This is a genomic window from Cyanobacterium sp., assembly GCF_054166785.1.
Window position 1 is genome coordinate 1 of the sequence record NZ_JBSZCP010000015.1, and the last position, 25028, is coordinate 25028.

Annotated in this window: 23 protein-coding genes and 1 pseudogene; 13 read left to right on the plus strand and 11 right to left on the minus strand. The window is 39.5% G+C overall.

All coding sequences use genetic code 11. The features are described 5' to 3' along the window. Positions 1-342 precede the first annotated feature (342 nt). Positions 343-2307 carry a glycine oxidase ThiO gene (gene thiO / locus ACXITR_RS01990; RefSeq protein WP_457995580.1) on the minus strand — a complete coding sequence of 655 codons (1965 nt, stop codon included), beginning with the start codon at positions 2305-2307 and terminating at the stop codon, positions 343-345. A 156-nt stretch (positions 2308-2463) separates the two neighbouring features. Here thiO and ACXITR_RS01995 point away from each other — a divergent pair, with 156 nt between their 5' ends. Both ACXITR_RS01995 and ACXITR_RS02000 read left to right on the plus strand, forming a co-directional pair. Continuing rightward, positions 2464-3015, plus strand: coding sequence for an FKBP-type peptidyl-prolyl cis-trans isomerase (locus tag ACXITR_RS01995; protein ID WP_457995559.1), 552 nt, complete (start codon positions 2464-2466; stop codon positions 3013-3015). 207 nt (positions 3016-3222) lie between these two features. Beyond that, on the plus strand, positions 3223-4410 hold the full coding sequence (locus tag ACXITR_RS02000) for a DUF4336 domain-containing protein (RefSeq protein WP_457995560.1): 1188 nt from the start codon (positions 3223-3225) through the stop codon (positions 4408-4410). 47 nt (positions 4411-4457) lie between these two features. Here the strand turns inward: ACXITR_RS02000 and tpiA are convergent, their stop codons facing one another. From tpiA to ACXITR_RS02015, 3 genes are all read right to left on the minus strand, one after another. Beyond that, positions 4458-5183, minus strand: a complete 726-nt coding sequence (tpiA, locus tag ACXITR_RS02005) for a triose-phosphate isomerase (protein ID WP_457995561.1) — start codon at positions 5181-5183, stop codon at positions 4458-4460. 338 nt (positions 5184-5521) lie between these two features. Further along, the gene (gene cydB, locus ACXITR_RS02010) at positions 5522-6523 is read right to left on the minus strand and encodes a cytochrome d ubiquinol oxidase subunit II (RefSeq protein WP_457995562.1); all 1002 of its coding nucleotides are present in this window, start codon (positions 6521-6523) and stop codon (positions 5522-5524) included. 116 nt (positions 6524-6639) lie between these two features. Further along, complete coding sequence (locus ACXITR_RS02015; protein WP_457995563.1) at positions 6640-8076, minus strand: cytochrome ubiquinol oxidase subunit I; 1437 nt, start codon at positions 8074-8076, stop codon at positions 6640-6642. Between the two features lie 178 nt (positions 8077-8254). Here ACXITR_RS02015 and ACXITR_RS02020 point away from each other — a divergent pair, with 178 nt between their 5' ends. From ACXITR_RS02020 to ACXITR_RS02035, 4 genes are all read left to right on the plus strand, one after another. Next, the gene (locus ACXITR_RS02020; RefSeq protein ID WP_457995564.1) at positions 8255-9313 is read left to right on the plus strand and encodes an adenosine deaminase; all 1059 of its coding nucleotides are present in this window, start codon (positions 8255-8257) and stop codon (positions 9311-9313) included. Between the two features lie 111 nt (positions 9314-9424). After that, a complete protein-coding gene (locus ACXITR_RS02025) occupies positions 9425-10177 on the plus strand; it encodes a DUF3747 domain-containing protein (protein ID WP_457995565.1) in 753 nt (250 codons plus the stop codon). Between the two features lie 130 nt (positions 10178-10307). After that, complete coding sequence (locus ACXITR_RS02030) at positions 10308-11207, plus strand: amino acid ABC transporter substrate-binding protein (RefSeq protein WP_457995566.1); 900 nt, start codon at positions 10308-10310, stop codon at positions 11205-11207. Positions 11208-11464: 257 nt separating this feature from the next. Further along, positions 11465-11632, plus strand: coding sequence for a hypothetical protein (locus ACXITR_RS02035; RefSeq protein ID WP_457995567.1), 168 nt, complete (start codon positions 11465-11467; stop codon positions 11630-11632). Between the two features lie 99 nt (positions 11633-11731). On the opposite strand, the gene ygfZ is transcribed toward ACXITR_RS02035, so the two are convergent. Further along, positions 11732-12805, minus strand: coding sequence for a CAF17-like 4Fe-4S cluster assembly/insertion protein YgfZ (gene ygfZ / locus ACXITR_RS02040; RefSeq protein ID WP_457995568.1), 1074 nt, complete (start codon positions 12803-12805; stop codon positions 11732-11734). A 233-nt stretch (positions 12806-13038) separates the two neighbouring features. On the opposite strand from ygfZ, the gene ACXITR_RS02045 reads away from it, so the two are divergent. Together ACXITR_RS02045 and ACXITR_RS02050 are read left to right on the plus strand one after the other, a co-directional pair. Further along, complete coding sequence (locus tag ACXITR_RS02045; RefSeq protein WP_457995569.1) at positions 13039-14181, plus strand: glycosyltransferase family 4 protein; 1143 nt, start codon at positions 13039-13041, stop codon at positions 14179-14181. Between the two features lie 37 nt (positions 14182-14218). Beyond that, a complete protein-coding gene (locus tag ACXITR_RS02050; protein WP_457995570.1) occupies positions 14219-15694 on the plus strand; it encodes a DEAD/DEAH box helicase in 1476 nt (491 codons plus the stop codon). 3 nt (positions 15695-15697) lie between these two features. Here the strand turns inward: ACXITR_RS02050 and ACXITR_RS02055 are convergent, their stop codons facing one another. Beyond that, positions 15698-17404, minus strand: coding sequence for a DUF262 domain-containing protein (locus ACXITR_RS02055; protein ID WP_457995571.1), 1707 nt, complete (start codon positions 17402-17404; stop codon positions 15698-15700). Positions 17405-17462: 58 nt separating this feature from the next. Further along, positions 17463-18284 carry a M48 family metallopeptidase gene (locus ACXITR_RS02060; RefSeq protein WP_457995572.1) on the minus strand — a complete coding sequence of 274 codons (822 nt, stop codon included), beginning with the start codon at positions 18282-18284 and terminating at the stop codon, positions 17463-17465. Between the two features lie 200 nt (positions 18285-18484). Here ACXITR_RS02060 and ACXITR_RS02065 point away from each other — a divergent pair, with 200 nt between their 5' ends. The 4 genes from ACXITR_RS02065 to thiS all read left to right on the plus strand — a co-directional run bounded on the left by ACXITR_RS02065 (position 18485) and on the right by thiS (position 21135). Beyond that, a complete protein-coding gene (locus ACXITR_RS02065) occupies positions 18485-19135 on the plus strand; it encodes a class I SAM-dependent methyltransferase (RefSeq protein WP_457995581.1) in 651 nt (216 codons plus the stop codon). 150 nt (positions 19136-19285) lie between these two features. Continuing rightward, positions 19286-19450 carry a hypothetical protein gene (locus tag ACXITR_RS02070; protein WP_457995573.1) on the plus strand — a complete coding sequence of 55 codons (165 nt, stop codon included), beginning with the start codon at positions 19286-19288 and terminating at the stop codon, positions 19448-19450. Positions 19451-19499: 49 nt separating this feature from the next. Beyond that, complete coding sequence (purD, locus tag ACXITR_RS02075; protein WP_457995574.1) at positions 19500-20762, plus strand: phosphoribosylamine--glycine ligase; 1263 nt, start codon at positions 19500-19502, stop codon at positions 20760-20762. Positions 20763-20919: 157 nt separating this feature from the next. Then, positions 20920-21135: a sulfur carrier protein ThiS gene (gene thiS / locus ACXITR_RS02080; protein ID WP_457995575.1), complete on the plus strand. Its 216-nt coding sequence runs from the start codon at positions 20920-20922 to the stop codon at positions 21133-21135. Here thiS and ACXITR_RS02085 read toward each other — a convergent pair. Then, positions 21113-21757: a bifunctional 4-hydroxy-2-oxoglutarate aldolase/2-dehydro-3-deoxy-phosphogluconate aldolase gene (locus ACXITR_RS02085; RefSeq protein ID WP_457995576.1), complete on the minus strand. Its 645-nt coding sequence runs from the start codon at positions 21755-21757 to the stop codon at positions 21113-21115. The genes thiS and ACXITR_RS02085 overlap by 23 nt on opposite strands. A 156-nt stretch (positions 21758-21913) precedes the next feature. Here ACXITR_RS02085 and ACXITR_RS02090 point away from each other — a divergent pair, with 156 nt between their 5' ends. Then, positions 21914-23104: a glycosyltransferase family 4 protein gene (locus ACXITR_RS02090; RefSeq protein ID WP_457995577.1), complete on the plus strand. Its 1191-nt coding sequence runs from the start codon at positions 21914-21916 to the stop codon at positions 23102-23104. Between the two features lie 68 nt (positions 23105-23172). On the opposite strand, the gene menB is transcribed toward ACXITR_RS02090, so the two are convergent. From menB to ACXITR_RS02105, 3 genes and pseudogenes are all read right to left on the minus strand, one after another. Further along, positions 23173-24006, minus strand: a complete 834-nt coding sequence (gene menB / locus ACXITR_RS02095) for a 1,4-dihydroxy-2-naphthoyl-CoA synthase (RefSeq protein WP_457995578.1) — start codon at positions 24004-24006, stop codon at positions 23173-23175. Positions 24007-24011: 5 nt separating this feature from the next. Then, on the minus strand, positions 24012-24599 hold the full coding sequence (locus tag ACXITR_RS02100; RefSeq protein ID WP_457995579.1) for a hypothetical protein: 588 nt from the start codon (positions 24597-24599) through the stop codon (positions 24012-24014). Positions 24600-24827: 228 nt separating this feature from the next. Then, a pseudogene (locus ACXITR_RS02105) lies at positions 24828-25028 on the minus strand (IS701 family transposase); the annotation flags it as partial.

Below are 25028 nucleotides of genomic sequence, written 5' to 3' on the forward strand. Positions count from 1 at the left end.
AATGTCCCTTTGTCCTACATTTTGAGAGTTCATCCAGAAACTAACACATTTATTGCGTACGAATTGGACTGTACGAATGCCCTCATCGATAGCTTTAAACTGCTCTGGTTTTCCTCTTAACTTGTATTCTAAAATAAACATATTACGTTGTTATGTTCCACGTAATATTATAGTTTATCATTGAACTAATAGGCCAATCGCCTTTTATTTATTTGTCAAATTTCATCTCACCGTTAATTTGATTAAGTTTCCCCTGTGAAATTTAATGGGGCCATTCATTTGACATACTTAAGGTAATTTTTCGACCTTCCCAACAGCATTTACTGTTAGGTTTTTTTGTCTCTATTGACTCACAATCCCTGTTAAAGGTGAACTGGCACTGGCATAGTTTTTGATGGGGATTCTTCCTGCCTTATGGGCAAGTCTTCCTGCTTTGGTGGCAAGGCCCATGGATTGAGCCATTATAACAGGATTTTCGGCAAGGGCGATCGCACTGTTGATCAATAAAGCATCGGCCCCTAATTCCATACCATAGGCAGCTTCCGAGGGGCTACCGATACCCGCATCAATGACCACAGGCACCTTAGACTGCTCAATGATAATCTTAATGTTAGCAACATTTTGGATACCCTGACCCGAACCAATGGGGGAACCTAGGGGCATTACCGTGGCACACCCTACCTCCTCCAAACGCTTACACAGTAAAGGATCTGCGTTTACATAGGGCAACACCGCAAACCCTTCTTTTACCAATTGCTCGGCTGCTTGTAACGTACCGATGGGATCAGGTAGTAAATATTTACTATCAGGAATAACTTCCAACTTAACAAAATTATTCTCTTCCTGTCCGAGTAATTTCGCCATTTCCCTGCCCAAACGAGCCACCCGAATAGCCTCCTCAGCGTTGGTACAACCTGCGGTATTGGGCAACATCCAAATTTTTGACCAGTCGAGGGCTTCGGCTAATCCTTCATGGCCAGGGGCGTTATTTTGCACCCTGCGTACGGCTACGGTGACGATTTCGCAACCACTGGCGATAACGCTTTGTTGCATGGATTCGATACTGGGATATTTTCCTGTACCTGTCATCAGACGGGAGTTAAATTTACGCCCTGCAATAACTAAACCATCATCTTCGATGTTATTACTATAAGCATGGTAGCCGTTACCGTTACTTTGATTAGGGGTAGGATAATTCATAGTTTGATTTTTGGGGGTGTTTTTCACGAGGGGGGGTAAGGGTGGATTTACGGGGGGATTAAAGCGAAGATAACTGAAAGATGGAAGGAAAGAATCGGGTTTGCCGTCCACTAAATTACTAATTATTTTGGCGGTGATGGGGGCGAGTAAAATACCATTGCGATGATGTCCTGTGGCAAGGATAAGATTTTCAGCATCTCCATAGCCCAGGATAGGCATTTCATCGGGGGTGCCGGGGCGGTAGCCGTACCAGATTTCATTCAACTTCCATTGGGCAAGGGGGGGATAAAGTCTGATGGCGTTGTGAAGGAGGGTATGGACTCCTTGGGCGGTAGTACCCTTAATCCAGCCGATGTCTTCCACCGTAGCACCGATGATTAAGCGTCCGTCTTGTTTTGGCACTAGGTAGGTATTATCCCCAAAAATAACCCTTTCTAGGGGTTTATCCGTGGGCATTTTTAAACTGAGCATTTGCCCTTTGATGGGGCGTACGGGGAGGGGTTGTAGTTTTCCAGACCATGAGCCTCCTGCTAGAATATAGTTATGGGCGGTAAATATGCCTGATTTGGTAATTACATCTTTTATTTTACCTTCTCTACGGCTAAAGGCGATCGCACTTACCCCCTCCAAAATTTCTACCCCTAGGGATTGAGCGATATTTAACAATACATTACCGAGACGACGAGGATCAACCTGCCCCTCCTCGGCATACCACCAACCACCCACCACATCTTCTCCTAAGTTGGGTTGATAGTGGGCTAAATTTTCCTTATCTAGCCATACGCCCCCATGATGGGCAGTATCTGTCGGAATCTCATAAACAGGGGCAATGATACCACAGGGATTATAATCTACATCTTCTTTCCCAAGGTGTGATAATTTCTCAATCCACTGGGGATAAAGGGCAAGGGATTGTAAGGCAAAATCTAACATTACCCCCGTCAAATTTTCTGCCCGTGGGGCTAACATTCCTGCGGCGGCATGGGTAGCGGCTTGTTTAAAGTTACGGCTGAGGATAGTAACCTGTTTATTTCTTAATTTTAGCTCAATGGCGATCGCCAAACCAATGATACCACCACCGATAATTATATTTTCCCTTGTTTTCATCACTCAAATACTTTATTCCTAACTAATATGATAATTGATAATTGTTAATTGACAGAAGCTAATTAGAACTTAAGAAAATCCCTCCACCCTAAAATCATAGACATTTGCCCGTCAATCATGGACAATAAAAAATGACTTCAAGGCATTTAATAGAAAATGAAACCGATTGTCATTAGCTTAAGCATTATTTTTGTATGTGCTGGGATGTTAATTTTCTCCGTGATTTTTAACAATAATCCCAGTGCGGTAGCATCGACAACTACCACCCAAAAAATTGAGACAGAATCACCTACCTTGGTGGCAAATGCAAGTAAACTTATGGAAACAGGAAATATGGAAATCGATTTATCTAACGCTCAAACTTCTTCCACTGGTTTAATTTCGGTACAAACCGAAGCAGGGGAAGGGGAATCTCCCACTAGGGGCCAAAAAGTAACCGTCCACTATACGGGTTATCTATCGGAGGAAGGTTATAAAAGGGGCAAAAAATTTGATAGCTCAAAAGACAGAAATCAACCTTTTACCTTTACCATTGGAGTAGGGCAAGTAATTAAAGGATGGGATGAGGGTGTTGCTAATATGAAAATTGGCGACAAAACTACTCTAATTATTCCCCCAGATTTAGGTTATGGTGCCAGGGGCGCTGGTGGTGTCATTCCTCCTAATGCTACCCTTATTTTTGATGTGGAATTATTGGGCATCAAATAAAACAATTGACAATTGACAATTAACAATTGACAATGGACAATTAAATTAAACTTATTTATTGTTTGTCTCGCTTGTATCTGAATTGTTAAGATAAAGAATAAGGTTCTTAACTTCTATGGCTTAGTTGAATGGGAAACATTATTTTTCTACGAGCTATTTTAAGACAAATAAAAGAGTAATATTATAAATATTTAATTGTCCATTGACGTGAGTATTAATACTAAAGAGCAAAAATGGGGCTGGTGGTTTTTGTTGCCTCTCTACCCTTATAATCGCAGGGCAACCATCAGGAAAGAAGTCTTAAGAGATAAAATTTGGACATTTGAGCAACCCCATGGATTATTATATGCCGTGGTGCCAATTCGCATGACGGTAATTAAGCTAGAGGAAGGAGGGTTGTTGGTATATTGCCCGATCGCCCCTACCCGAGAATGTGTAAAATTAGTACAAGAATTAGAAGCTCTCCATGGCAAAATTAAATATATAATCCACTCTACCAGTTCAGGATTAGAACATAAAATATTTGTACCCCCCTTTGCCCGTTGCTTCCCCTACGCCGAAATTTATTGTGTGCCTAGTCAATGGACTTTTCCCTTTCGTTTACCATTATCTTGGGTTGGCTTTCCCATCAACAGAACGAAATTTTTACCCCTTGATTGGCGAGAATCTCCCTTTGCCAAAGAGTTTGAATATCATATCCTCGACATTGATTTAACCCAAGGCTCATTTTCTGAGGTGGCCATGTATCATAAGTCATCCCGCACCCTTTTGGTGACAGATACGGTTATCTCCATTCCTGAAAAACCCCCCGAAATTGTGGAGTTAAATCCTTTTCCTTTACTTTTTCATGCCCGTGAAACAGCCCTTGATGATTTACCAGACAATGAATTTAACCGCCTAAAGGGATGGCAAAGAATTTGTTTATTTGCCCTTTATTTTCGCCCCAGTATGATTGATACGGTGGGTTTGAAAGAGTTAATCATCAATGCTATTAACGCCCCTAACCGCACCCGTCGTAATTATTTCGGTATTTTTCCCTTTCGTTGGTTATCGGGGTGGCAAACCTCATTCCTTGCCATTCGGAATCGTCTTCTCGTCGCCCCCATCCTCGAAAGTTTGATTTTGCCCCAAGCCTCCAAAAAGGTTTTAAATTGGGCTAATTTGGTATCGTTATGGAATTTTGAGCAGATTATTCCAGCGCACTTTGATGCACCCATAAAATCTAATTCCTTAGAGTTTAAAAAGGCTTTTACCTTCATTGACAAAGATAGCACTAACCCTTACTTATTATATCCTAGTGGCGATCGCCAGATATACCTCAAAGATGCTAATTTTATTCAAATTTTAGAAAAAAACCTTGTCAAACTAGGCATAGCCAAACATCCCAAGGATTAGTATTACAAATGACGAGAGTAGGGTGGGCATTACCCACCATTGGACACCTATTGATAATTAACCAATCTTGCAAAACTATCCGCCTGAAGACTAGCACCACCCACTAAAGCCCCATCAATGTCGGATTGAGCCATAATTTCATCCACATTATCAGGTTTTACCGAGCCACCATACTGGATAGTAACATCCTTATTAGTCAACTGCCCACGAATTAAACCGATAACCCGATTAGCTTCCGTTGCCTCACAGGTATCCCCAGTGCCGATCGCCCATATGGGTTCATATGCTATAACTAAATTATCCTGATCAACATCTACTAAACCTTTTTTTAGTTGGTCAAAAATTACCTGCTCAGTTTCTCTGGCATCTCTTTGCGCCTTACTTTCACCCACACAAAGAATAGGAGTTAAGCCATGACGTTGGGCCGCTAACAATCTTTTATTCACAGTCTCATCGGTTTCCCCAAAATATTGGCGACGCTCACTATGCCCTACAATTACATAGTTTAAGCCGATTTCTGTTAACATTGCCCCAGAAACTTCTCCAGTAAAAGCCCCTTCCTCTGCCCAATGGATATTTTGAGCGCCTAGTTTAACTCGGCTACCGTGTAAATTTTTGGACATGAAATTTAGGGTAGTAAAAGGCACACATAAAATAGTCTCTCTCTCTTCGGGGGTATCTTCTAAATGAGGTAAAAAGTCCTGTAAAAATTCTAAAGATTCCCTTTGATTTTTGTGCATTTTCCAGTTACCAGCAATAATAATTCTACGCACTTTTTCTCCTATACTTTTATACTTTAATTTAGTTATTCAATTACAATTATTAATCTCTTTTTTGTGAACAATTCTGGTAGCCTATCAAAAAAAAATAGACTATTAAGACATAATAAATAACAACGGTCAGCTTTTGCCCACAAAAATATTAACCGACTGTATCGTAGTACAATATATCGATTGTTTACCCCCTGTCAATGGGTTGATCCGTAATTGATAATTGATGATGGAGAATTGATAATTATTTATGCTTGATAGCGTCATGGTTTTAAACCCTAATAGTATAGGGATTGAATATCAGTCAACCCCTATCAAACCACCCCTAACAAGGACAATATCTATTCTGCGGTAACTTTTCCTCGGAAAACAAAGTAATTGTAAACGTTATAAAACAACATAATAGGTATCAAAAATCCAATGAATATGAGCATAAATACCAATGAGCTAGGGGATGCGGCTGCTTGGTAGATGGTAATACTAGGGGGAATGATGTAGGGAAATACCACTAATGCTAAACCCACAAAGGTTAGTAAAAAGATTAAAATCGTGAGGATAAAAGGTGTTTTTTCTTGCTTTTTATTGAGACTAATAAACAAAAGAATTACTAAGCCTAATCCAATGATGGGAATGGCACTAAAAATATAAACGAAGGGTTCTTCAAATAGTCGATTTCGTGCAAAAATGGAGAAAATAGGGGTTACAGTGGTAATGGCGATCGCACCTAGTAAAGTGGTAATAGAAGCTAGTTTAGCCGTCCTATAATGGGTTTCTTGTAAAGTATCAGAAGTTTTCATAATTAGATAACAAGAGCCAATTAAAACATAACCTTGGATTAAAGTTAAGGCAATCACCACACTACGCCAGTTAAACCAATCCCAAGTTGAGCCAATAAAATGCCCTGTTTCGTCCACATTAATCCCCTCAATTACCCCCGCAAGGGCAAAACCTTGTCCGATAGTTGCCACCAAACTACCAACACCAAAAGCCACATTCCAAAAAAACTTGTTTTCAGAATTTTCCCTAAACTCAAACGCCACGGTGCGAAATACTAACCCAATTACCATAATCATAATCGGGATATAAAGGGAGCTTAAAATGGTGGCATAGGCAAGGGGAAAAGCCCCAAATAAACTACCCCCCATCAAAATTAACCAAGTGGCATTAGCATCCCATACATTACTTAAACTCGTCATTAATATACCCCTCCTCTCCTCCGTGGAAGAAGTAAGGGAAAGGATACCCACCCCCAAATCAAAGCCATCTAGCATCACATACATAAACAGAAATAGCGCCAAAATGGCAAACCACACTAGGGGCAATAAATAATCTAATGATTCCATTACAAAAATTCCTCAAAATCAATAATTGATAGTTAATTAGGGCAACGGGGAAAAACCAAGAGATAATAATTTTTCCCCTGATACCTACCTACAACCTCATACCCGAAACCTGACACCTAATTAATAGGACGACTATTAGGAATATGTTTAGCGGGATTTACTTCTAAAGGAGTTTCCTTCTCCGTGGCGCCGGGTAAAGGTAAATCAAAGTTAGGTCCTTTTCTGATGATGCGACTGCCGAAATAGAGGGCAGAAAAGAAAAGTAAGGTATAGATAACTAGAAAAATACTTAGGGAAGTTAAGACATTTCCCGATGGTAAATTAGAAACCGCATCCGCCGTGCGAATTTGCCCATACACAACCCAAGGTTGCCTACCCACACAGCGCACTATCCACCCCGATTCCACTGCCAAATAACCCGTAGGGGCGCTGAATATCCATGCCCACATCAACAGTTTTTGGTTTGCTAAATTCTCAGGGGTAAATTTGCCCCGAATCCACTGAATTACGGATACTGCCATGATACCCACAAACAAAAAGGCAATACCACTCATCAGACGAAACGCATAATACACTAACCCTACCATGGAGGGACGATCTTCTGGTTTCCATTCTTTCAAGCCCAATACAGGCTCACTGAGACGGGGTTTAAACTCTAGGATATAGCTTAGGGCGTTAGGTACTTTGATTTCCCAGTTATTGCTCTCCATTTTATTATTTGGGGAAGCCAATAGACTCCAATCCGCTTTTTCCCCTGCGGGTACGGTATCCCACAACGCCTCCATGGCGGCTAATTTGGTGGGTTGGTAGTGATATACTTGCTCGGCGCTTAGATGTCCTACATAGACTTGTAAAGGGGTAATGGCGATCGCCATTATTAGCACAATTTTAAGGGAGCGAGTGAAAAAAGCCTGATGACGTTTTTTGAGTAAATACCAAGCACTAATGCCCCCAATCACAAACAAAGATGTTTCGAGGGTAGCCAAAAACATATGGGAGACACTTTTTACCATAAAAGGATTCAACATCCCCTCAAAATAGTTACTCACCACAAATTTTCCTTCCACAAATTCCCCTCCTGCGGGGGTTTGCATCCAAGAATTGGCAATCAAAATCCAAAAGGTAGAAAGGTTTGCCCCAAAAGCTACCAAAATAGTAGCCATATAGTGGATAACGGGGTTTACTCTTTCCCAACCAAATAACATAATACCTAAAAAACCAGCTTCTAGCATAAATGCCATGGTTGCTTCAAAACCGAGAATACTACCAAAAAAATCTCCCACCGACTCGGAAAAAGGCGCCCAGTTAGTGCCGAATTGAAAAGCCATGGGGGAGCCAGAAGCCACACCAATTCCGAAGTTTAGCACATACAACTTAGCCCAAAAACGAGCGTGATAGTAGTAGTCTGGATTTTTTGTTTTGAGCCATAATCCTTCTACAATTACTAAATATATTGCCATGCCCGTAGTCAACACAGGCCATAACATATGAAAAATTGCCGTGAATGCAAACTGCATCCTTGATAAAACTAGGGTGTCTGAAAGAAAATCCATGATAAAAAATTGCTCGGAATTAAATTCCCTTTCATTCTAATCACTATTTTCCTTTGACTTACAGTCTTTTTTTGCTTCCGCCTTTTGTTTTGAAAAATAAACCGCTCCTAAAAATATGGAATACACTGAAAGGTTAAGGGTAAAAAACCCATCAAACCATTATCCAAGGAGTTTAACCATGGCACTATACGCCGATTTACATCGACATTTGGGGGGTTCGGTAGTACCCCGTATTCTCTGGCGCTATTTCCAACGTCATAACCCTGATTTGGCGGAAAAATATCCCCAATATAAAGAGTTTGAGGAATTTTATACTAGGGAAAGAAATACCCTTGATGAATATTTAGAATTACATACCCTTGTGGAGAGTGTCCAAAATATTGATACTCTCCCTTACTTTATCTATCGTCTTATTCGTGGGGCTTATATTTTTGAAAATTTAGCCTATTTAGAAATGCGTTATACTCCCTATCTACGCACGAACCCAAAGTTATCGGAAAGCGAAAGAATAGAGCAAATGAGAGCCATTGTGGAGGTGGTAGATAAGGCATCGAAGGTGAATGAGTATCCTATCATTACTAGCCAAATTTTGTGTATGCACACTAGATTATCCTATGAAGTAAATAAAGCAATTGTGGATTTAGCTGGGGATAATAAACATCAAATATGTGCGATCGATGTGGCTGGGGGTGATAAACTTTATGGAGATAAGATAGATGAATTTGTAAAGTTATATCAATATGCCCGTAGTCGGGGCATAAAAACCACAGGACATTTATTTGAAACCCCCCACGGCTCTTATCCTGAGCTACTTCCATATTTAATGCGTATTGGTCATGGTATTCAAATTCCCTTACAACATCCTGAACTTTTAACAGAAGTGGCTTCCCTTAATCAATGTTTAGAAATATGTCCTACCACCTATATTAAAACAGGTACTCTACAGGAATTAAAACAATTAAAAACCGTTTTTGATCGTTGTTTTGAGGCGGGGGTGGATATTGCCATTTGTACCGATAATGCTGGATTGCATAATGTTCGTCTTCCTTTTGAGTATGAAAATCTTTTAACCCAAGATATTATCGATTTTAAACAACTCCAAGCCTGTCAGGATGCTTCTTTTCGTCATGCTTTTGCTTGGCCCTATACTCAGCCCCCTAGTGCTTTATTAGTAGGACTTCTGGGCGATCGCACTAACCCTGTTAAAAATAGAGAAAAAACCCTCCTAAAACAATAAATCGAAAAAGAAACTACCAAAAATCAGGAACTCAGTTGATCAAAACGTAGTCAAATAAGATAACTTTAAATAGTGAAAAAATTACTAAATTTGACAAAATTTGAATTAATTATGCTTAAATCTTCCTTGCCCATAAAACTTGCTACCCTTGCCTTAACCTCTATTTTAGGTTTGATTCCCATGAACTCCGCTAGGGCTGGAATATTCGATGAAATAGAAGTTGATCAAGAAAATTTTATCGCTGTGGCTCAACCTTTTGGCGATAGTAATAGAGTAAATTTAATCGTTGTGGAACAAATTCCTGGAATGAATACCTGTTGGAGTGAAAATGGCTCTAGCCCCACCAACGTAGATTTACTATTAGTTAACTTCGATTTTAGTGGCCATTGTCGTCGTGCTACCGATGCCAACGGTTATTCCATTCGTTATGAAGGGCAAGATTTAGGGCTAAACTATCTTTTAACCTTTGTCAGGAGAGATGGAGAGTTAAACCTAATTGGTTTTAATATGCGTGAAAATAGACGTATTGAGGTGGGTACGGTAGGAGAATATAACGATCAAGCCATGCGCGTCAACCTCAACCCCGGGTGGAGATTTTCCAGAAGAAGCTATCAAGGTAATGCTTTAGGGCATGTTTACTTTAGCTATACTGCCCCCGAAGAAACCATGGAGATGCAAGAAGAGCAAAATATGACCGAACCCCAGCCAGAAATGAATCAAACCCCCACGGAAGGACAAATCAGAGATATTGTCGCCCCTTCTGAAGAGAATCAATCCATCAGAAATAGAAATCGGTTTTCTGCACCTCAAGCCCAATTAAATCAGTCTCCTCGCCCCTCTCGGCAGTCTCGTTTTAATAGATAGAAATTTGGAGATATTTTCTTCATAACATTTAATTGTTAATTATCTTTTATTTAGCTATTGTTTGATCAGTATCTTCTTGATGTATGCTGATTAAACAGTAGCTTTTTTTAATATTAAATCAGTCCTAAAAATGCTAAAAAAAATTTTATCTTTCGGTTTATCTTTATCTATTTTTTCTGCTCTAACCCCCCAAGTATGGGCGGGAAATATTATCAACCAAATTAGGGAAACAGGAGTAATTAGGGCTGGTTATCGTCCTGATACCGTACCCTTTGCTTTTGTTGGGGATGATGGAAAACCCACGGGATACGCCATCGAATTATTAGAGTTAATTAAGGAAGAAACTCAGATTAGATTGGGTAAACCCATAGAGTTAGAATTGATTGAAATTACCCCTGACAATAGATTTGAACAAATAACCGAGGGAGTTATTGACATCGAATGTGGTTCAACTACCATCACTTGGGAAAGGAATAATTATGTAGATTTTTCTACCAGTTATTTTGCTAGTGGTACTCAAATGATTGTTAATCGGGGTAGTCGGTGGGCTAATGCTGAATCCCTCGCAGGAGCTAAAATTGCTGTAATTCCTGATACCACCAACGAAACCGCTATCCGTAATTTTGCCCCCGATGCAGAGTTTATTTTTGTGGAGAGTGAGGAGGAGGGATGGAAAATGGTACAGAATGATGAGGTGGTAGGGTTTGCTGGGGATGGTATTTTGTTACAAGCCCTCAAGGCTAGGGTGTCCGATTCTGACGATTATGAAATTGTGCCAGAATTTCCCTACATGATTGAATCCTATGCCTGTACTTTACCTCAAAATCAATCTGAGTGGCGTAATATTGTTAATTTTAGCTTAGTGCAATATATGCAGGGGGTTGTGGTGGGGGTGCCTGAATCTCAAGCCCTTTACTCCCGTTGGTTTGGGGTGAATGGGGTTACGCCTTATCCCATTGAAACCATGGCAGATTATTTTCAGGGTATTATTAATGGTTATGAGTGGATTCGGATTGAGGGAAGATATTAAGTAATTAATAATTGATAATTGATAATTGATAATTGATAATAAAAACAGGACAACGTACTCTCCTCCTTCAGGGGGGGGACTCGATTAAAAATTCTCACCATTGGTATGGGATTGCGATGTTAGTGTACGAATATTAGTAGCAACATTGGAGAACGTTAATAGCTACTGCATAAGAATGTGTTTTTGTCAAGGAATTGTTATTTGGGTTTACATAAGTTAATATAAAGATGTAGTCAAGCAAAGGAGCTTGAAAAAAAATGGTATTTTTAACTTTATTATTAACAGCGATTGCACTTTTAACAATTTCTTTAACCAACGGAGAAGGTTTAAAAAGATTGGTGCAATCATGGCAACATCAAGACACCGATTATGCCTTAGTACCTATCCCCGTAGAAACAAGAAATAGATTTAACCAACGTAGGTAACCATTTAAGGTGCGCTGGACATTAAACGTCAGGCATTAAGCCTTCATAGTGACGGGGAGATAAAAGTTTTATTATCAATTATTCATTTTCAATTATCCATTATCCCTCGGGATGATGTACAAAAGGTAATGAAACCACTTCCCCCTCTATTCCGTTTACCATCACTTTTAACCCCAACCCCCCCGCTTTAGTGCGGATATAACCTAGGGCAAATACTCCTTCTGGGGCATCGCAGTAGCTGGTAATACTACCAACCTTCTCTCCATTGAGGGTTATTAACTTACTTTCGCTCAAATTTACAGGTGTAGCGAATTTAATACCCCATAATCTTTGTTTTACTCCCTTGTAGGTATTTAACCTAGCGATGGTTTCTTGCCCGATATAGCAACCTTTATCAAAAGAAATAGTATCCCATAACCCAACTTCTAGGGGATTATAATCGGCAGTTAATTCATGGTTAGGTTTAGGTTTTCCTTGTAAAACTCTTAATTTCTCATAACCTTCGTTGCCTATGGGGGTAACATTTTTACTGGTTAGTTTTTCCCAGATAATCGATGCTTTTTCTTCGGGAATGATGAGGGTATAGCCCTTAATTTTAAAACCACTACCGATAACAAGGGTTACTTCAACCCCATGGATATTAATGGAATAATGGCTAAATTCTGGGGCGTTGAGTTGAGATTCTGTTGCCCATTCTTCTAAAATTGCGGGGCTTTTGTCTCCTATGAGGGTAAAAATTGCATATTTTCCTGTTAAGTCTGTTAATTCAACTTTATCAAAAGGGAATATATATCTATCCATCCACTCCATTAGTGGTTGATTTTGTTGGGGAGATGTTAATATTAATAGTTCTTTTTCTTTCACTATAACGGTTACTAAATCGATGGTTCTACCTGTAGAATTGACATAAACACTTATAGCTCCTTCTCCACTTTTGAGGGATTGAATTTTATTTGTGGTCTGATTATGAATGAATGAAAGTCTATCTTCCCCTGATACTTTTATTAAACCACAACAAGTGCGATCGCAAAGCGCCACTAGGTGATCGCACAGTGCCACTCCTTGAAATACTTGATTAACTACCATGGAATCATTATTAAAACTAGAGGGGGTATTATCTGATGAAGAAAAAATTGCACCCTGAGCTTTTTGTAAATCTTGTAAACTTGTCATAGTGTATGATAAAAGATTAATCTGTAGCTATTATAACAAGTAAACAATTTCTAAAATAACGCTATTTAATAAAATTCATACTTTTTATTAGTAACATAAACTAATTTTAGTTAAACAAAGAAAAAAATATAAAACTAAAAAAAATCAAAAAAATGTTAGTTAATAATAACTAATTAATTTATTTTATTATAGCGAATATAACTAATTTTAAATTAAAAAATATCAACAATTGCTTGAATAAACATAACTTGAAACATATACTATTCATCCTCCCTTACCTTAACTTAGCTGGTACGGAAAAACAGGCTTTTAGCTTGATAGAAAAATTAACAGATCAATACAATATTTCTGTATTAGCACCAGAGGGAGAAGGGGTATCTCTTTTTAGTCAATTAACTATTAATCATAAAAAATTTACCAGTTGGGATAATAATTTTTTAAAAGGTTTTTTTGAATTATCTACAGCTATCAGAGAAATAAATAAAATAACTAAAATTGACCTAGTACACATTCATGCAGCCCATGAATTAATGATTCCTGTTCGTTTAAATCTTAGAAAAATTCCTATTATTTTTACAGTCCATGGGTATCACGGCTATAATGCTAAAGTTAGTTATAAATTAAGTTGTTTTTTTAGTAATTTATTGGCGGATAATGTTATTAGTGTATGTCAAGCAGAGTTTAATATTTTAAAAGAGTTGGGATTAAATAATAACAAACTAAATTTAGTTTACAATGGCGTAAAAAAAACTCCATTAAGTAGTGAACAGTCTTTAAACTATCTACATAAATTTAACTTAAACAAAAAGCAAGACATTATTATTGGCACCGCTGCCCGTCTTAATGAGGTAAAAGGATTAACTTATTTATTACAAGGATTTGCCCTAGTGCATGGGTATTTATCATTGGAAAATAAGCAAGTAAATTACAACTTAAAATTGGTAATTGCAGGGACAGGAAAATTAGAAAAATCCCTAAAAAAAGAGGCTGAAGAATTAAAGATAGGGCATCTCATAATTTTTGCGGGTTACATTGAAGATTTACCCAATTTAATGTCTTTATACGATATATTCGTATTACCATCTTTGCAAGAAGCGGCTAGTTTAGCTTGTGTAGAAGCCATGTCATTGGCAAAACCGGTTATTGGTACTAATGTGGGAGGTATTCCTGAGCAGGTGTATGATAATGTAAATGGTTTTATTGTTGAGCCTAAAAATCCTCGACAGATTGCCGATAGTTTAATCAAGTTGATTGAAAGTCCTTCATTACGGGAAAAGTTTAGTAAAAATAGTTATTTACGTTATCAGGAGTTTTTTGATAGTGAGGTGATGGTTAAAAAAACCGTTGAGTTGTACGAAAAAACTATGAATTTATAATAGTTGTATTAGACAAAATATATTAAACATACCAGATATGAGGCGATCGCCCTTACTAACATACGATAGAGGTACATTAATATTACATCCGCCCCCAAAAGGAAAAGCATGGATAGATTTTGCCACATGGGATGACAGGGTAGAAAAATTTCGTATCCCAGCCCATCAATATCGCTCATTAATAGAAACCCTAGAAGAAAACCAAATCAACTTCATTGACGATGCCAAGGAATTTAGCACCCTTGATGTAGAAGCCAATCTTCCCCTTACCCCCTATCCCCACCAACAAGAAGCCCTTGAAGCATGGAAAAAAGCCCAAAGAAAAGGGGTTGTCGTCTTGCCCACCGCCGCAGGAAAAACCTATCTGGCTCAAATGGCGATCGCCTGTACCCCTCGCACCACCCTAATAGTAGTACCCACCCTCGACTTGATGCACCAGTGGTATGCCCAAATAGAAAACGCATTTCCCGATATAGAAGTAGGCTTATTGGGGGGAGGAAGCCACGACAGTAGCCCTATTTTAATCGCCACCTATCACAGCGCCGCCATCCATGCCAAACATCTAGGCAACCAATACGCCCTGCAAATTTTTGACGAATGCCACCATCTACCCACCGACTTTTTTAAAGTCATCGCCGAAGAATCCATCGCCCCCTATCGCCTTGGTTTAACCGCTACCCCCGAAAGAGGAGACGGAAGCCATAATAAACTTGATACCCTCATCGGTAAAGTAATTTACCGTAAAACCCCCGAAGAGTTATCAAAAATTGCCCTCAGTGAATATGAAATCATCCCCATCAAAGTAACCCTCAGTGCCGAGGAAAGAAAGCAATATCAACAAGCCGTCCAAACCCGCAACGACTTTTTAAAACAAGCTAATATTTATCTCTCCAGCCTTGAAGGGTGGCAACAATTTGTCATGGCTAGTGCCAAATCCGCCGAAGGAAGAAGGGCAATGATAGCCCATCGTCAAGCCAAGGACATTGCTTCAGGTACTGATGGTAAACTGAAGGTATTAACGGAGTTAATTAGTGAACATTATCCCGATAAAATGTTAGTGTTTACCAACGATAACGCCACGGTATATCGTATTTCGCAACAGTTTTTAATCCCTGCCATTACCCATCAAACCCCCGTAAAAGAGCGTCATAAAATTTTGACCAAATATAGGGAAGGAGATTATAAAATTATAGTGGCATCCCATGTGTTAAATGAAGGGGTTGACGTACCCGATGCCAAGATTGCCATAATATTATCAGGTACAGGGTCAACTAGGGAATATATCCAACGATTGGGGCGTATTTTGCGCAAGGCTAATCAGCAAGAAAAGTTAGCGAAGTTATACGAAGTGGTAGCGGAAAACACCAGCGAGGAAAAAACCTCCCATCGTCGGCAAGAGAGGATGAAAAAACCTAAAAACCAAGGGCAAGTTATACCCTTATCCTATGGTACTACTAAAAATAAGACTGATTTTAAGGCAGCGGAAAAGAAAGATAATCCCATGGATAATTAATCGTTATGAAGTAATAAAGGGCGATCGCCATATAGAAATTGCTCTTTTTGCTAGATGTTGTTGTCGTCTATTTAAACTCTCGGGATTCCATTCTTCAGCTAAAATCTTTTGGGTTAAACTGTAACTACTTTTTTGATAAAAGTCCTTTTTAAAAGAATAACTTTTATTACCAATTTCACGGTTAAAATGAGGTTCTAATAGAGTCATATTTCCTAAACGATAAACCATTTCTTCCATTTGATTATCCGTAAAAAACTCCCTCCATTCGAGGGAAGGAGACTCAGGTAAAATATGTTCAATGGAAAAACTATCCTCATCAATATTTAATCCTGAAATATCATTTTCCAACTTACAAAAAATATACTTAACTAACTTTTTTCCCTGCCCCTTAGTGGATATAGTCATAATAGAAAAATCTTGACTAAATTTATCATCCGAGACATAAATCGAGCGCACCTTATCAAATACTTGTCGAGGGTTATTAATTTCTTTTTTGTTAATAGCTACGGCAACTTGATTATAAATTTTTTCTAACTCATTAGGATTCAAACCGCTAACTACGTTATAACGAAAAGAAACCACACAAATTAATTTTAGTAAACGGGTGAAATTTTCTGGAGAAAAGCAATGGTAGGCAGCAAAAAAAACAGGATAGGCTTGTTTTACCCTAAATAAATTTAATTCACGGATATAAGCACAATTTTCAGGGGTATCAATCCAAAAATCATCATAGGGATTGCTCAATGCTATAAACAAACCGCCGTAGTTTTCCAACTCATCGAGCAAAGTAAAGGCTTGTTGAGGATTTGTAACCCATTCACGGACAACTTTAAATAGTCTCTCCCGTCTTACTCGAATTTTTCTGGTACTCAGATAGTAGCGCAGAAATTCGGGAAATTTTGCCATGGGTACTGTATTAATGATTCTTCGCCATTGTCTTTGGGCTTCTTGTAAATCATCGGGCCCTTGGAATAGAGAAAATAGGTAGTTTTTTAATAAATCCGTGGCACTTAAATCAATACCTCTAGCATTGAGAGTTTCAAAAACTGTATAAGCATTTAATTCATCTTCTACGTTGATTTGAATAAATAATAACTTTTTAGCAATAATATCTGTTAGGAATTCTGTGAGGTTTTCCCCCGTGGCTGTTACCGCCGTTAATTTTCCTAACTCATTACTAAAATAGTCGAAAGCACCCCAGAGTAATTGATTTGATTTTGAAAGGGTTCTTAAATTACGTGGTTTTCTTAAGTTAATTAAATTACTTTGATAAAAGTCATTATTACCTTCATTTAATAGTATTTTACTTGAGTAACGGAGTGATCGAGGATCTTTATCTCCTAAATAAGTACGCCTTAAAATTTCTTGTCTTTCTTGATTGGCTTCCTTATCTTTCTGAGCTTGAATTAAATTGTTGATTTCCTCAATAACACAGATAACAATAATACTTAGGGTAGCTAATCTTTGCTGACCATCAATAATTTGAAATTCTTTATCGGAAGTAGCTATGTTTTGAAGGACGATCGCCCCCATATAGTGACTAGCTTCAGGATTATGATAAAGTGCTAATATATCCTCCCATAAATCTTCCCAATTTTCCTTTTGCCAAGAGTAGTTTCTTTGAAATAAAGGTACTCGATAAATTTTACCATTCCCCAGTAAATCTCCAAAACTACTTGTACGAGTATCAAGAAGGTTGATTTGTCCCATGGCTAAATGATATTGTCACCTATTATTAAAATGATTACCCCTTATGAACCTATGGCAATTAACGTAGAGTCAGAGGACGAATATTATTACGATATTCATTGGTGTCTAAGCCAAAACCTTGGTTAGCAGTCTCGGGGGGGATTTGTCTGTTAAGGGCGATTACCCTTTCCGCTGCCCCGGGGTGAGTGCTGAGAATACTTGCCCTTCCGCCCCTATCAAGTTTTTGCATAAAATCTGGCATTGCCCTTGGGGCGTAACCAGTTTCAGTAATCATTTTTAAACCAAGGGTGTCGGCTTCTAATTCATCTTGACGGCTATTGGGTAAACTGATGGCGGCAGCTACTCCTAGCTGTACAATTTGGGCATTGCCTAATCCTGCGGCGCTTAATAATCCTTGGGTAACGGCTTGTTGACGAATTTGTTTTTGGGAGTGTTTGGCTACCACATGGCCGATTTCATGGCCAATAACACTGGCTAATTCTGCTTCGTTGGAGGCGGTGCGGATTAATCCTGTATTGATATACACAAAGCCCCCCATGGTGGCAAAGGCATTAATTTGATCATTATCTACCACAGTAAAAGTATAGGGCAAGTTGGGGCGATCGCTCACTTTCACTAATTGTTGTCCAATGTTATTAATATAATTATTAACGTTACGATTTCGATATACTTTTACCCTACCGCCATTAACTAATTGTTGGCGCATTTGTCGTCCATATTCCACTTCTTGCCTATCGGAAATATTACTAATTTGGATGACTTGAATACCCCTTAAAAATAGCTCTCCCCAAGGAAGGGCATAACTAACGGTAACGTTATTAAAAATAACGGTGAGGGCAACGGTGATAGATAATAATGTGTGAAATAAGCGACGTTTCATGACTTTGTGGGAAAAGAAATTTATGGTATGATTTCGGCTTATAAAAGTAAACCTAGGTGTTTAGACGGCATATAATACAAATTTGTTTCAACCATGGCGAAGAAATGGACTGATGGAAGATTTTTATGAGTAAAAGGAGTCTTTTGGAAACAGTAAAAAGTACAATATATCCAATCCCATATTAACAGTCTTAGCAGATGATCGATCGCACTTTAGAACCAGAAGTAATGGACAGTGAAGAGGAAGCCCTTGAGTATGACTCCATGGATTTTACGGAGGTTAACCAAAATTTTGCCCTTGTAGTCTGTAAAATAACACCCGAAAATAGTTTAATCCTCGATTTAGGCACGGGGACGGCAAAGATACCCATTATATTTTCACAAATGCGCCCCGACTGTCAAATAAGGGCGATCGACCTAGCCCCTTCCATGTTAAAAATAGCTCAAAAAAATATTAATTTAGCTAATAAAAATCAACAAATAAAACTAGAATTAGCAGATAGTAAAAAACTCCCTTATCCTGACCATAGCTTTGATGTGGTTATGTCCAACAGTTTAGTCCACCACATTCCAAACCCCCTCGATTTATTCCAAGAAATTGATCGAGTCATTAAGCCAGAGGGTAAAGTAATTATCCGAGACTTGTTACGCCCAAAATCCTCCCAAGAAGTAGCTCATATCGTAGCCCAAGCTAACCTAGACTATAGCCCCAGACAAAAACAACTGTTTGAAGACTCCCTCCACGCAGCCCTGACCATGGAAGAAATCAAAACCATTATCCATGAGCTACAATGGCAACAAGTTAATATCTATCAATCATCCCCGAGACATTGGACATTAGAGAAAATCTAGGAAACTTTTTTCAAAAATAATCGTCCTTATTTTACTATCTCAATAGTTCAAAAAAATTAATATCTTTAAAATTTATAGACTTCTTTTAAGCAAAATATTTTGTTGCTAATAACCCTAAAAAAAATTACCTAATCTTGAGGAAATATAGCTATGTGGAATAAATATACCAAAGTTATCGGCTCATTAGCCCTCTTAGTTGCCCTTGCTTATCCTACCTATGATGTGATGAGAGATTTTACCAACCAAAGATATGGACGTATGCAATCTGCCAGTTATGAATTTTCCCGTTATCTGAGAGATAGAGGAGTAATTTAAGCTAAAATTGACCCTTGTATGTAGATGAATGAGTGCAAGGAAAAAAAACGTGAAAGTATTAGTAGTCGGTAACGGTGGAAGAGAACACGCTTTGGCATGGAAACTGTTACAATCTCCCGAGGTAGATAAGGTTTTTTGCTCTCCCGGTAATGGAGGTACTGCCACTCTGGAAAACTGTCAAAATGTCGCCATAGGGGTGGATGATTTTGCGTCTATGGTGGACTTGGTAAAAAAAGAAGCCATCGATTTAGTGGTGGTAGGCCCAGAATTACCCCTTTCTTTGGGTATTACCGACTATTTGAGAGAGCATAATATTAAGGTTTTTGGTCCGGACAAGGCGGGGGCAACCATCGAGGCGAGTAAGTCTTGGGCTAAGGATTTGATGGTTAGGGCTAATGTACCTACGGCAAAGTCCGCTACTTTTACCGATGCGCAGAATGCAAAGGAGTATATCAAACAACAGGGGGCGCCCATAGTGGTGAAAGCCGATGGTTTGGCAGCAGGAAAAGGGGTGGTGGTAGCCATGACCCTAGATGAGGCGTTGGGGGCTATTGAGGAACTTTTTGCCCAAAAGTTTTCTACGGTGGTGGTAGAGGAGTTTTTAACGGGGCAGGAGGTGTCTGTTTTGGCTCTCACTGATGGGCTTACTATTCGTCCTTTGATAGCGGCTCAGGATCATAAACAGGTGGGGGAAGGTGATACGGGGGCAAACACTGGAGGTATGGGGGCTTATGCACCGACTCCTTTGGTGACGGCGGAATTGGGCGATCGCATTTATAAGGAAGTTTTAGAACCTACCCTCAAGGCATTACAGGAAAAGGGCATCGACTATCGGGGAGTGTTGTATGCGGGATTGATGATTACCCCAGAGGGTGAACCGAAAACCCTTGAATTTAACTGTCGTTTTGGAGATCCTGAAACTCAGGCGGTTTTACCAATGCTCAAAACTCCTTTGTTTGATGTGCTTTTGGCCTGTGCTGATCAAAATTTGGCTTCTTTACCTCCTTTGGAATGGCATGATGGTAGTGCGGTGTGTGTGGTGGGGGCATCGGCTGGTTATCCCGGTAGTTATGAAAAAGGGAAGGAAATTTCTGGCATTGTGGAGGCACAAAAAACGGGGGCAACGGTATTCCATGCGGGTACAAAGTTGAATAATAATACCCTTATTACCGATGGGGGTAGGGTTTTGGGTGTTACTGCCATGGCTAATGATTTTGAAGGGGCGATCGCCTCTGCTTACCATGCCATGGATAAAATATCTTTTGAGGGTATTTATTTCCGTCGTGACATCGGACACCGTATTAGGGGTTAAGTAATGGGTAATGGGTAATGAGTAATGAGTAATGGGTAATGGGTAATGGGTAATGGGTAATGGGTAATGAGTAATGAGTAATGAGTAATGAGTAATGGGTAATGGGTAATGAGTAATGGGTAATGAGTAGTGGAAAAATTATTGTTAATGGAAAAGTATGAACCAAGGAAAAATTAATATTACGGTAAATGGTGAGGCTCACCAGTTTGAAACTAATTTGCTTTTATTACAACTTTTGGAGATATTAAAATTTAACCCCCGTCTCATTGCCCTAGAATATAATGGCGAAATTCTCCATCGTCAATATTGGGATTCTACCATGGTACAAGATGGCGATCGCCTCGAGGTGGTTACCATTGTGGGGGGTGGTTAATCCTTTGGATTAGTTGGTAAATGCGATCGCCTATTATCTCCCATTGCCCATCTTTCACTAAATCCGTGGGAAATAAATCTCCCGATAGTCCAAGGGCGATCGCCCCTGCTTCAAGGAAATCCATACTTTCAGCCATTTTTACCCCCCCCGTAGGAATCAAAGGAAACCCTGCCATGGGGGCTTGTAAACTTTTAATGTAGTCCACCCCTCCCAATGCCTTGACGGGAAAAACCTTAACCGCCCTAGCCCCTGCGTTAAAAGCATGGATAATCTCGGTGGGGGAAAGGGTGCCGGGGTTGAAGGGCAGATGATGAGCATGGGCAAGGGTTAGTAAATCTTGGTCAAAGTGAGGACTGAAGGCAAATTGGGCTTGGGCTTCTATGGCATCCTTTAGCTCAGACAAGGTTAAAATAGTACCTACCCCCACATAACCATCGGGCAGTTTTTGCCGTAGATGAGACACTAATTTTGCTGCTTGATGACTATTCCATGTGATTTCGATTAACCTAATTCCAGCATCGTAAGCCGTATAAGCCATTTTTTCCCCTACCTCCAAACTCGATGCCCTAATAACAGCGATGAGGCGATATTGTTTGAGAAGGGATAACCAACAATGGAGCATTAGTTTTTTTTGAAATTAAAATTGATTATTATTCAACAATAATGAATAATGAGTAAGCACATATTTTGCACCAGAGAGAAACATTATCGAAGGAATGGGGGTAATTTAATTACCGTCACTCTTTAGCACATCATCAACTAACAAGGAAGGGATAGCGTGAAAATACTGGTACTAGCATGGGAATTTCCGCCGAGAATAGTAGGGGGCATCGCTCGTCACGTAGCAGAATTATATCCTGAAATCGTTAAGTTAGATCATGATATACATTTAATTACCGTAGAATTTGGTAGCGCCCCAAGATATGAGCAAGTAGAAGGACTTAAAATTTATCGTGTGCCTGTAGCCCCCCATGATAACTTTTTTGAATGGGTGAATAACATGAATCATAGTATGCAATATCAGGCAGAAAAATTGATTGATAATACTGGTACTTTTGATCTTATCCATGCCCATGATTGGTTAGTAGCCCACAGTGCGATCGCCCTTAAACATCAATATAAAATACCATTAGTAGCCACCATCCACGCCACGGAATACGGTAGGCACAACGGCATCCATAATCAAACCCAAGCCCACGTCTTTAACCAAGAAAGCCACCTCGTATATAACGCATGGCGAGTAATTGTCTGTAGTAACTACATGCGCCAAGAAACCCACATAACCTTCAATTGCCCTTGGGATAAAATTGACGTAGTCTATAACGGCATTCGAGCCGAAAAAAAGCAGCATCCCCCCTACTTCGATAAACAACAATTTCGCCGTAAATACGCCGCCGACGACGAAAAAATAATCTACTACGTTGGTAGAATGACCTACGAAAAAGGAGTTCAAGTATTACTCAACGCCGCCCCCCAAATCCTCAACGCCACCAACACCAAAGCCAAATTTATTATCATCGGTGGAGGAGACACCAGCAGAATGAAAACCCAAGCCAGAAACCTCGGTATATGGGATAGATGTTACTTTACAGGATTTATGTCAGAAGAAGACCTCAACAAATTTCAAACCATCGCCGACTGTGCCGTTTTCCCCAGCTTATACGAACCCTTCGGCATCGTTGCCCTAGAAAGTTTCGCCTCTAAAGTTCCCGTCGTCGTATCCAATGCAGGGGGACTTCCCGAAGTAGTCCAACATGATAAAACAGGCATCATCACCTACGCCAATGACTATAACTCCCTAGCATGGGGAATTTTACAAGTATTACAAAACCCAGACTATGCCCATACATTAGTTAAAAATGCTTACCAAGACTTACAAGATAGATTTAGGTGGCAAGACTTGGCAAAACAAACCGAAGCCGTATATGCCCACATCCTCAAAGAGCGTCGCCTAGTTACATGGGATTAACATTGTGCAGGGTGGGTATTGCCCACCATTGGAGACTTATTTAAGGACTAAGGAGCATCTCCCCAAAATTACGGCAACCATGGGTACTCGTTAAAATTTGGTGGACGTTTTTCCAAAAATGCCTGTTTACCCTCAGCGCCCTCCTCCGTCAGATAGTAAAGTAAAGTCGCATTTCCCGCCAACTCCTGTAACCCTGCCTGTCCATCACAATCAGCATTAAACGCCGACTTGAGACATCTAATGGCGATGGGGCTTTTCGCCAAAATTTCCTTCCCCCAATCAATGCCCTCCGCCTCCAACTGCTCAACGGGGACCACCTTATTAACCAAACCCATATCCAATGCCTCTTGGGCGTTATATTGACGGCACAAAAACCAGATTTCACGGGCTTTTTTCTGCCCCACTACCCTAGCCAAATAACTCGCCCCAAAACCCCCATCAAAACTACCCACCTTCGGCCCAGTTTGCCCAAAAATAGCATTATCCGCCGCAATGGACAAATCACAAATAAGATGTAAAACATGACCACCGCCAATGGCATATCCAGCCACCAAGGCAATTACCACCTTGGGAATAGTGCGAATCAACCGTTGCAAATCCAGCACATTAAGACGAGGTACCCCATCATTACCCACATATCCAGCCTTGCCCCGCACACTTTGATCGCCCCCAGAGCAAAAAGCATACTTCCCATCGGTATGGGGCCCAGCGCCCGTTAACAATATTACCCCAACCTTTTGATCTTCCCTCGCATCACAAAAAGCATCATATAATTCAAATACCGTTTGCGGACGAAAAGCATTACGTTTATGGGGTCGATTAATAACTATTTTTGCAATGCCCCCATGTTTAAAATATAAAATATCCTGATACTCTTTGACCTTTTCCCAATTAAAATTCATTATTTTTAAATACTAATAGAACTTGGTTTATCATAACTAGCAATTATACGGCGACATCCCGATTCAGGTTGCGCCCACTGATTTACATATTCATTAGGATTTCCCCAACATAAACCCAAATAAACTTCATTTTTTCCCGTATCCAACTCTGCCCACTCAGCCTCTTGATACAACTCCTCCAATTGCTCAGAAGTTAAACTATTTTCCCTATCCTCCGATAAATAATACTTCATTCCCTCCGTCACCTCTTGCCAAAAATCTAATACCGAAGACTTCGCCTCCACCAAAAAATCCTTATCTCCTTCGATGGCAATTAATTGATTATATACCTCTGGAAAACTAAAACTTTTTCCCTTAAAAGTAATTTTTCTCTTAATCAAACCAGAAACATTATTTTTTTCTTGATACTCATGGATTTGACGACGAAAATCCCTAAAAATAAATACCCTTCCCGTTTTATCCATATCCAGTGCCTTTGAAACCACGGGATTATCTAGCTTTTCTGAAGTATTAAAAATTAATCTTTTACCACTCCATGTGGCCTTCAATTCCATTTCTAAAAAATCAATTAATTCTTTAGTGCTGTAAGTCATCGGGTTAATTCGTCTAACTAAAATTTATGCGCAAAAACAGGCTAATAATATAACATTATCCAATCATTAGGCAGAAACTGCAATTCTGAGCTATTTTTATCAACATCACACGAAAGTACGAACAATGGGCTTAAGTCCATTGCCCAAAACCATTACCCATTGCCAAAAACAATTAATCAAAGTATCCTCTATAAATCAGACTTGGTACTATCGGTACTTAAACAAAACTCAAGCCCAAACAAAGCCTAAACTAGCTTTATAAGCAGAAAATACCTCAGTATTATGGGCAAGCCAGTGGACAAAACGAAAAGATACAGCAGTGCGAAATGCCTCGAGTGCTTCAGCAAAGGTATTTAAGGGCTTATTTCCCCATTGTCTCCTCAATCCTCCCGTGAGACGATGCCATTGAATGAAGGTATAAGCACAAAA

Coding starts and splice junctions, on each gene's coding strand:
- thiO (WP_457995580.1), bottom strand. CDS start 2,307: ATGAAAACAAGGGAAAATATAATTATCGGTGGTGGTATCATTGGTTTG.
- ACXITR_RS01995 (WP_457995559.1), top strand. CDS start 2,464: ATGAAACCGATTGTCATTAGCTTAAGCATTATTTTTGTATGTGCTGGG.
- cydB (WP_457995562.1), bottom strand. CDS start 6,523: ATGGAATCATTAGATTATTTATTGCCCCTAGTGTGGTTTGCCATTTTG.
- ACXITR_RS02015 (WP_457995563.1), bottom strand. CDS start 8,076: ATGGATTTTCTTTCAGACACCCTAGTTTTATCAAGGATGCAGTTTGCA.
- ACXITR_RS02020 (WP_457995564.1), top strand. CDS start 8,255: ATGGCACTATACGCCGATTTACATCGACATTTGGGGGGTTCGGTAGTA.
- ACXITR_RS02025 (WP_457995565.1), top strand. CDS start 9,425: ATGCTTAAATCTTCCTTGCCCATAAAACTTGCTACCCTTGCCTTAACC.
- ACXITR_RS02030 (WP_457995566.1), top strand. CDS start 10,308: ATGCTAAAAAAAATTTTATCTTTCGGTTTATCTTTATCTATTTTTTCT.
- ACXITR_RS02035 (WP_457995567.1), top strand. CDS start 11,465: ATGGTATTTTTAACTTTATTATTAACAGCGATTGCACTTTTAACAATT.
- ygfZ (WP_457995568.1), bottom strand. CDS start 12,805: ATGACAAGTTTACAAGATTTACAAAAAGCTCAGGGTGCAATTTTTTCT.
- ACXITR_RS02050 (WP_457995570.1), top strand. CDS start 14,219: ATGAGGCGATCGCCCTTACTAACATACGATAGAGGTACATTAATATTA.
- ACXITR_RS02055 (WP_457995571.1), bottom strand. CDS start 17,404: ATGGGACAAATCAACCTTCTTGATACTCGTACAAGTAGTTTTGGAGAT.
- ACXITR_RS02060 (WP_457995572.1), bottom strand. CDS start 18,284: ATGAAACGTCGCTTATTTCACACATTATTATCTATCACCGTTGCCCTC.
- ACXITR_RS02070 (WP_457995573.1), top strand. CDS start 19,286: ATGTGGAATAAATATACCAAAGTTATCGGCTCATTAGCCCTCTTAGTT.
- thiS (WP_457995575.1), top strand. CDS start 20,920: ATGAACCAAGGAAAAATTAATATTACGGTAAATGGTGAGGCTCACCAG.
- ACXITR_RS02085 (WP_457995576.1), bottom strand. CDS start 21,757: ATGCTCCATTGTTGGTTATCCCTTCTCAAACAATATCGCCTCATCGCT.
- menB (WP_457995578.1), bottom strand. CDS start 24,006: ATGAATTTTAATTGGGAAAAGGTCAAAGAGTATCAGGATATTTTATAT.
- ACXITR_RS02100 (WP_457995579.1), bottom strand. CDS start 24,599: ATGACTTACAGCACTAAAGAATTAATTGATTTTTTAGAAATGGAATTG.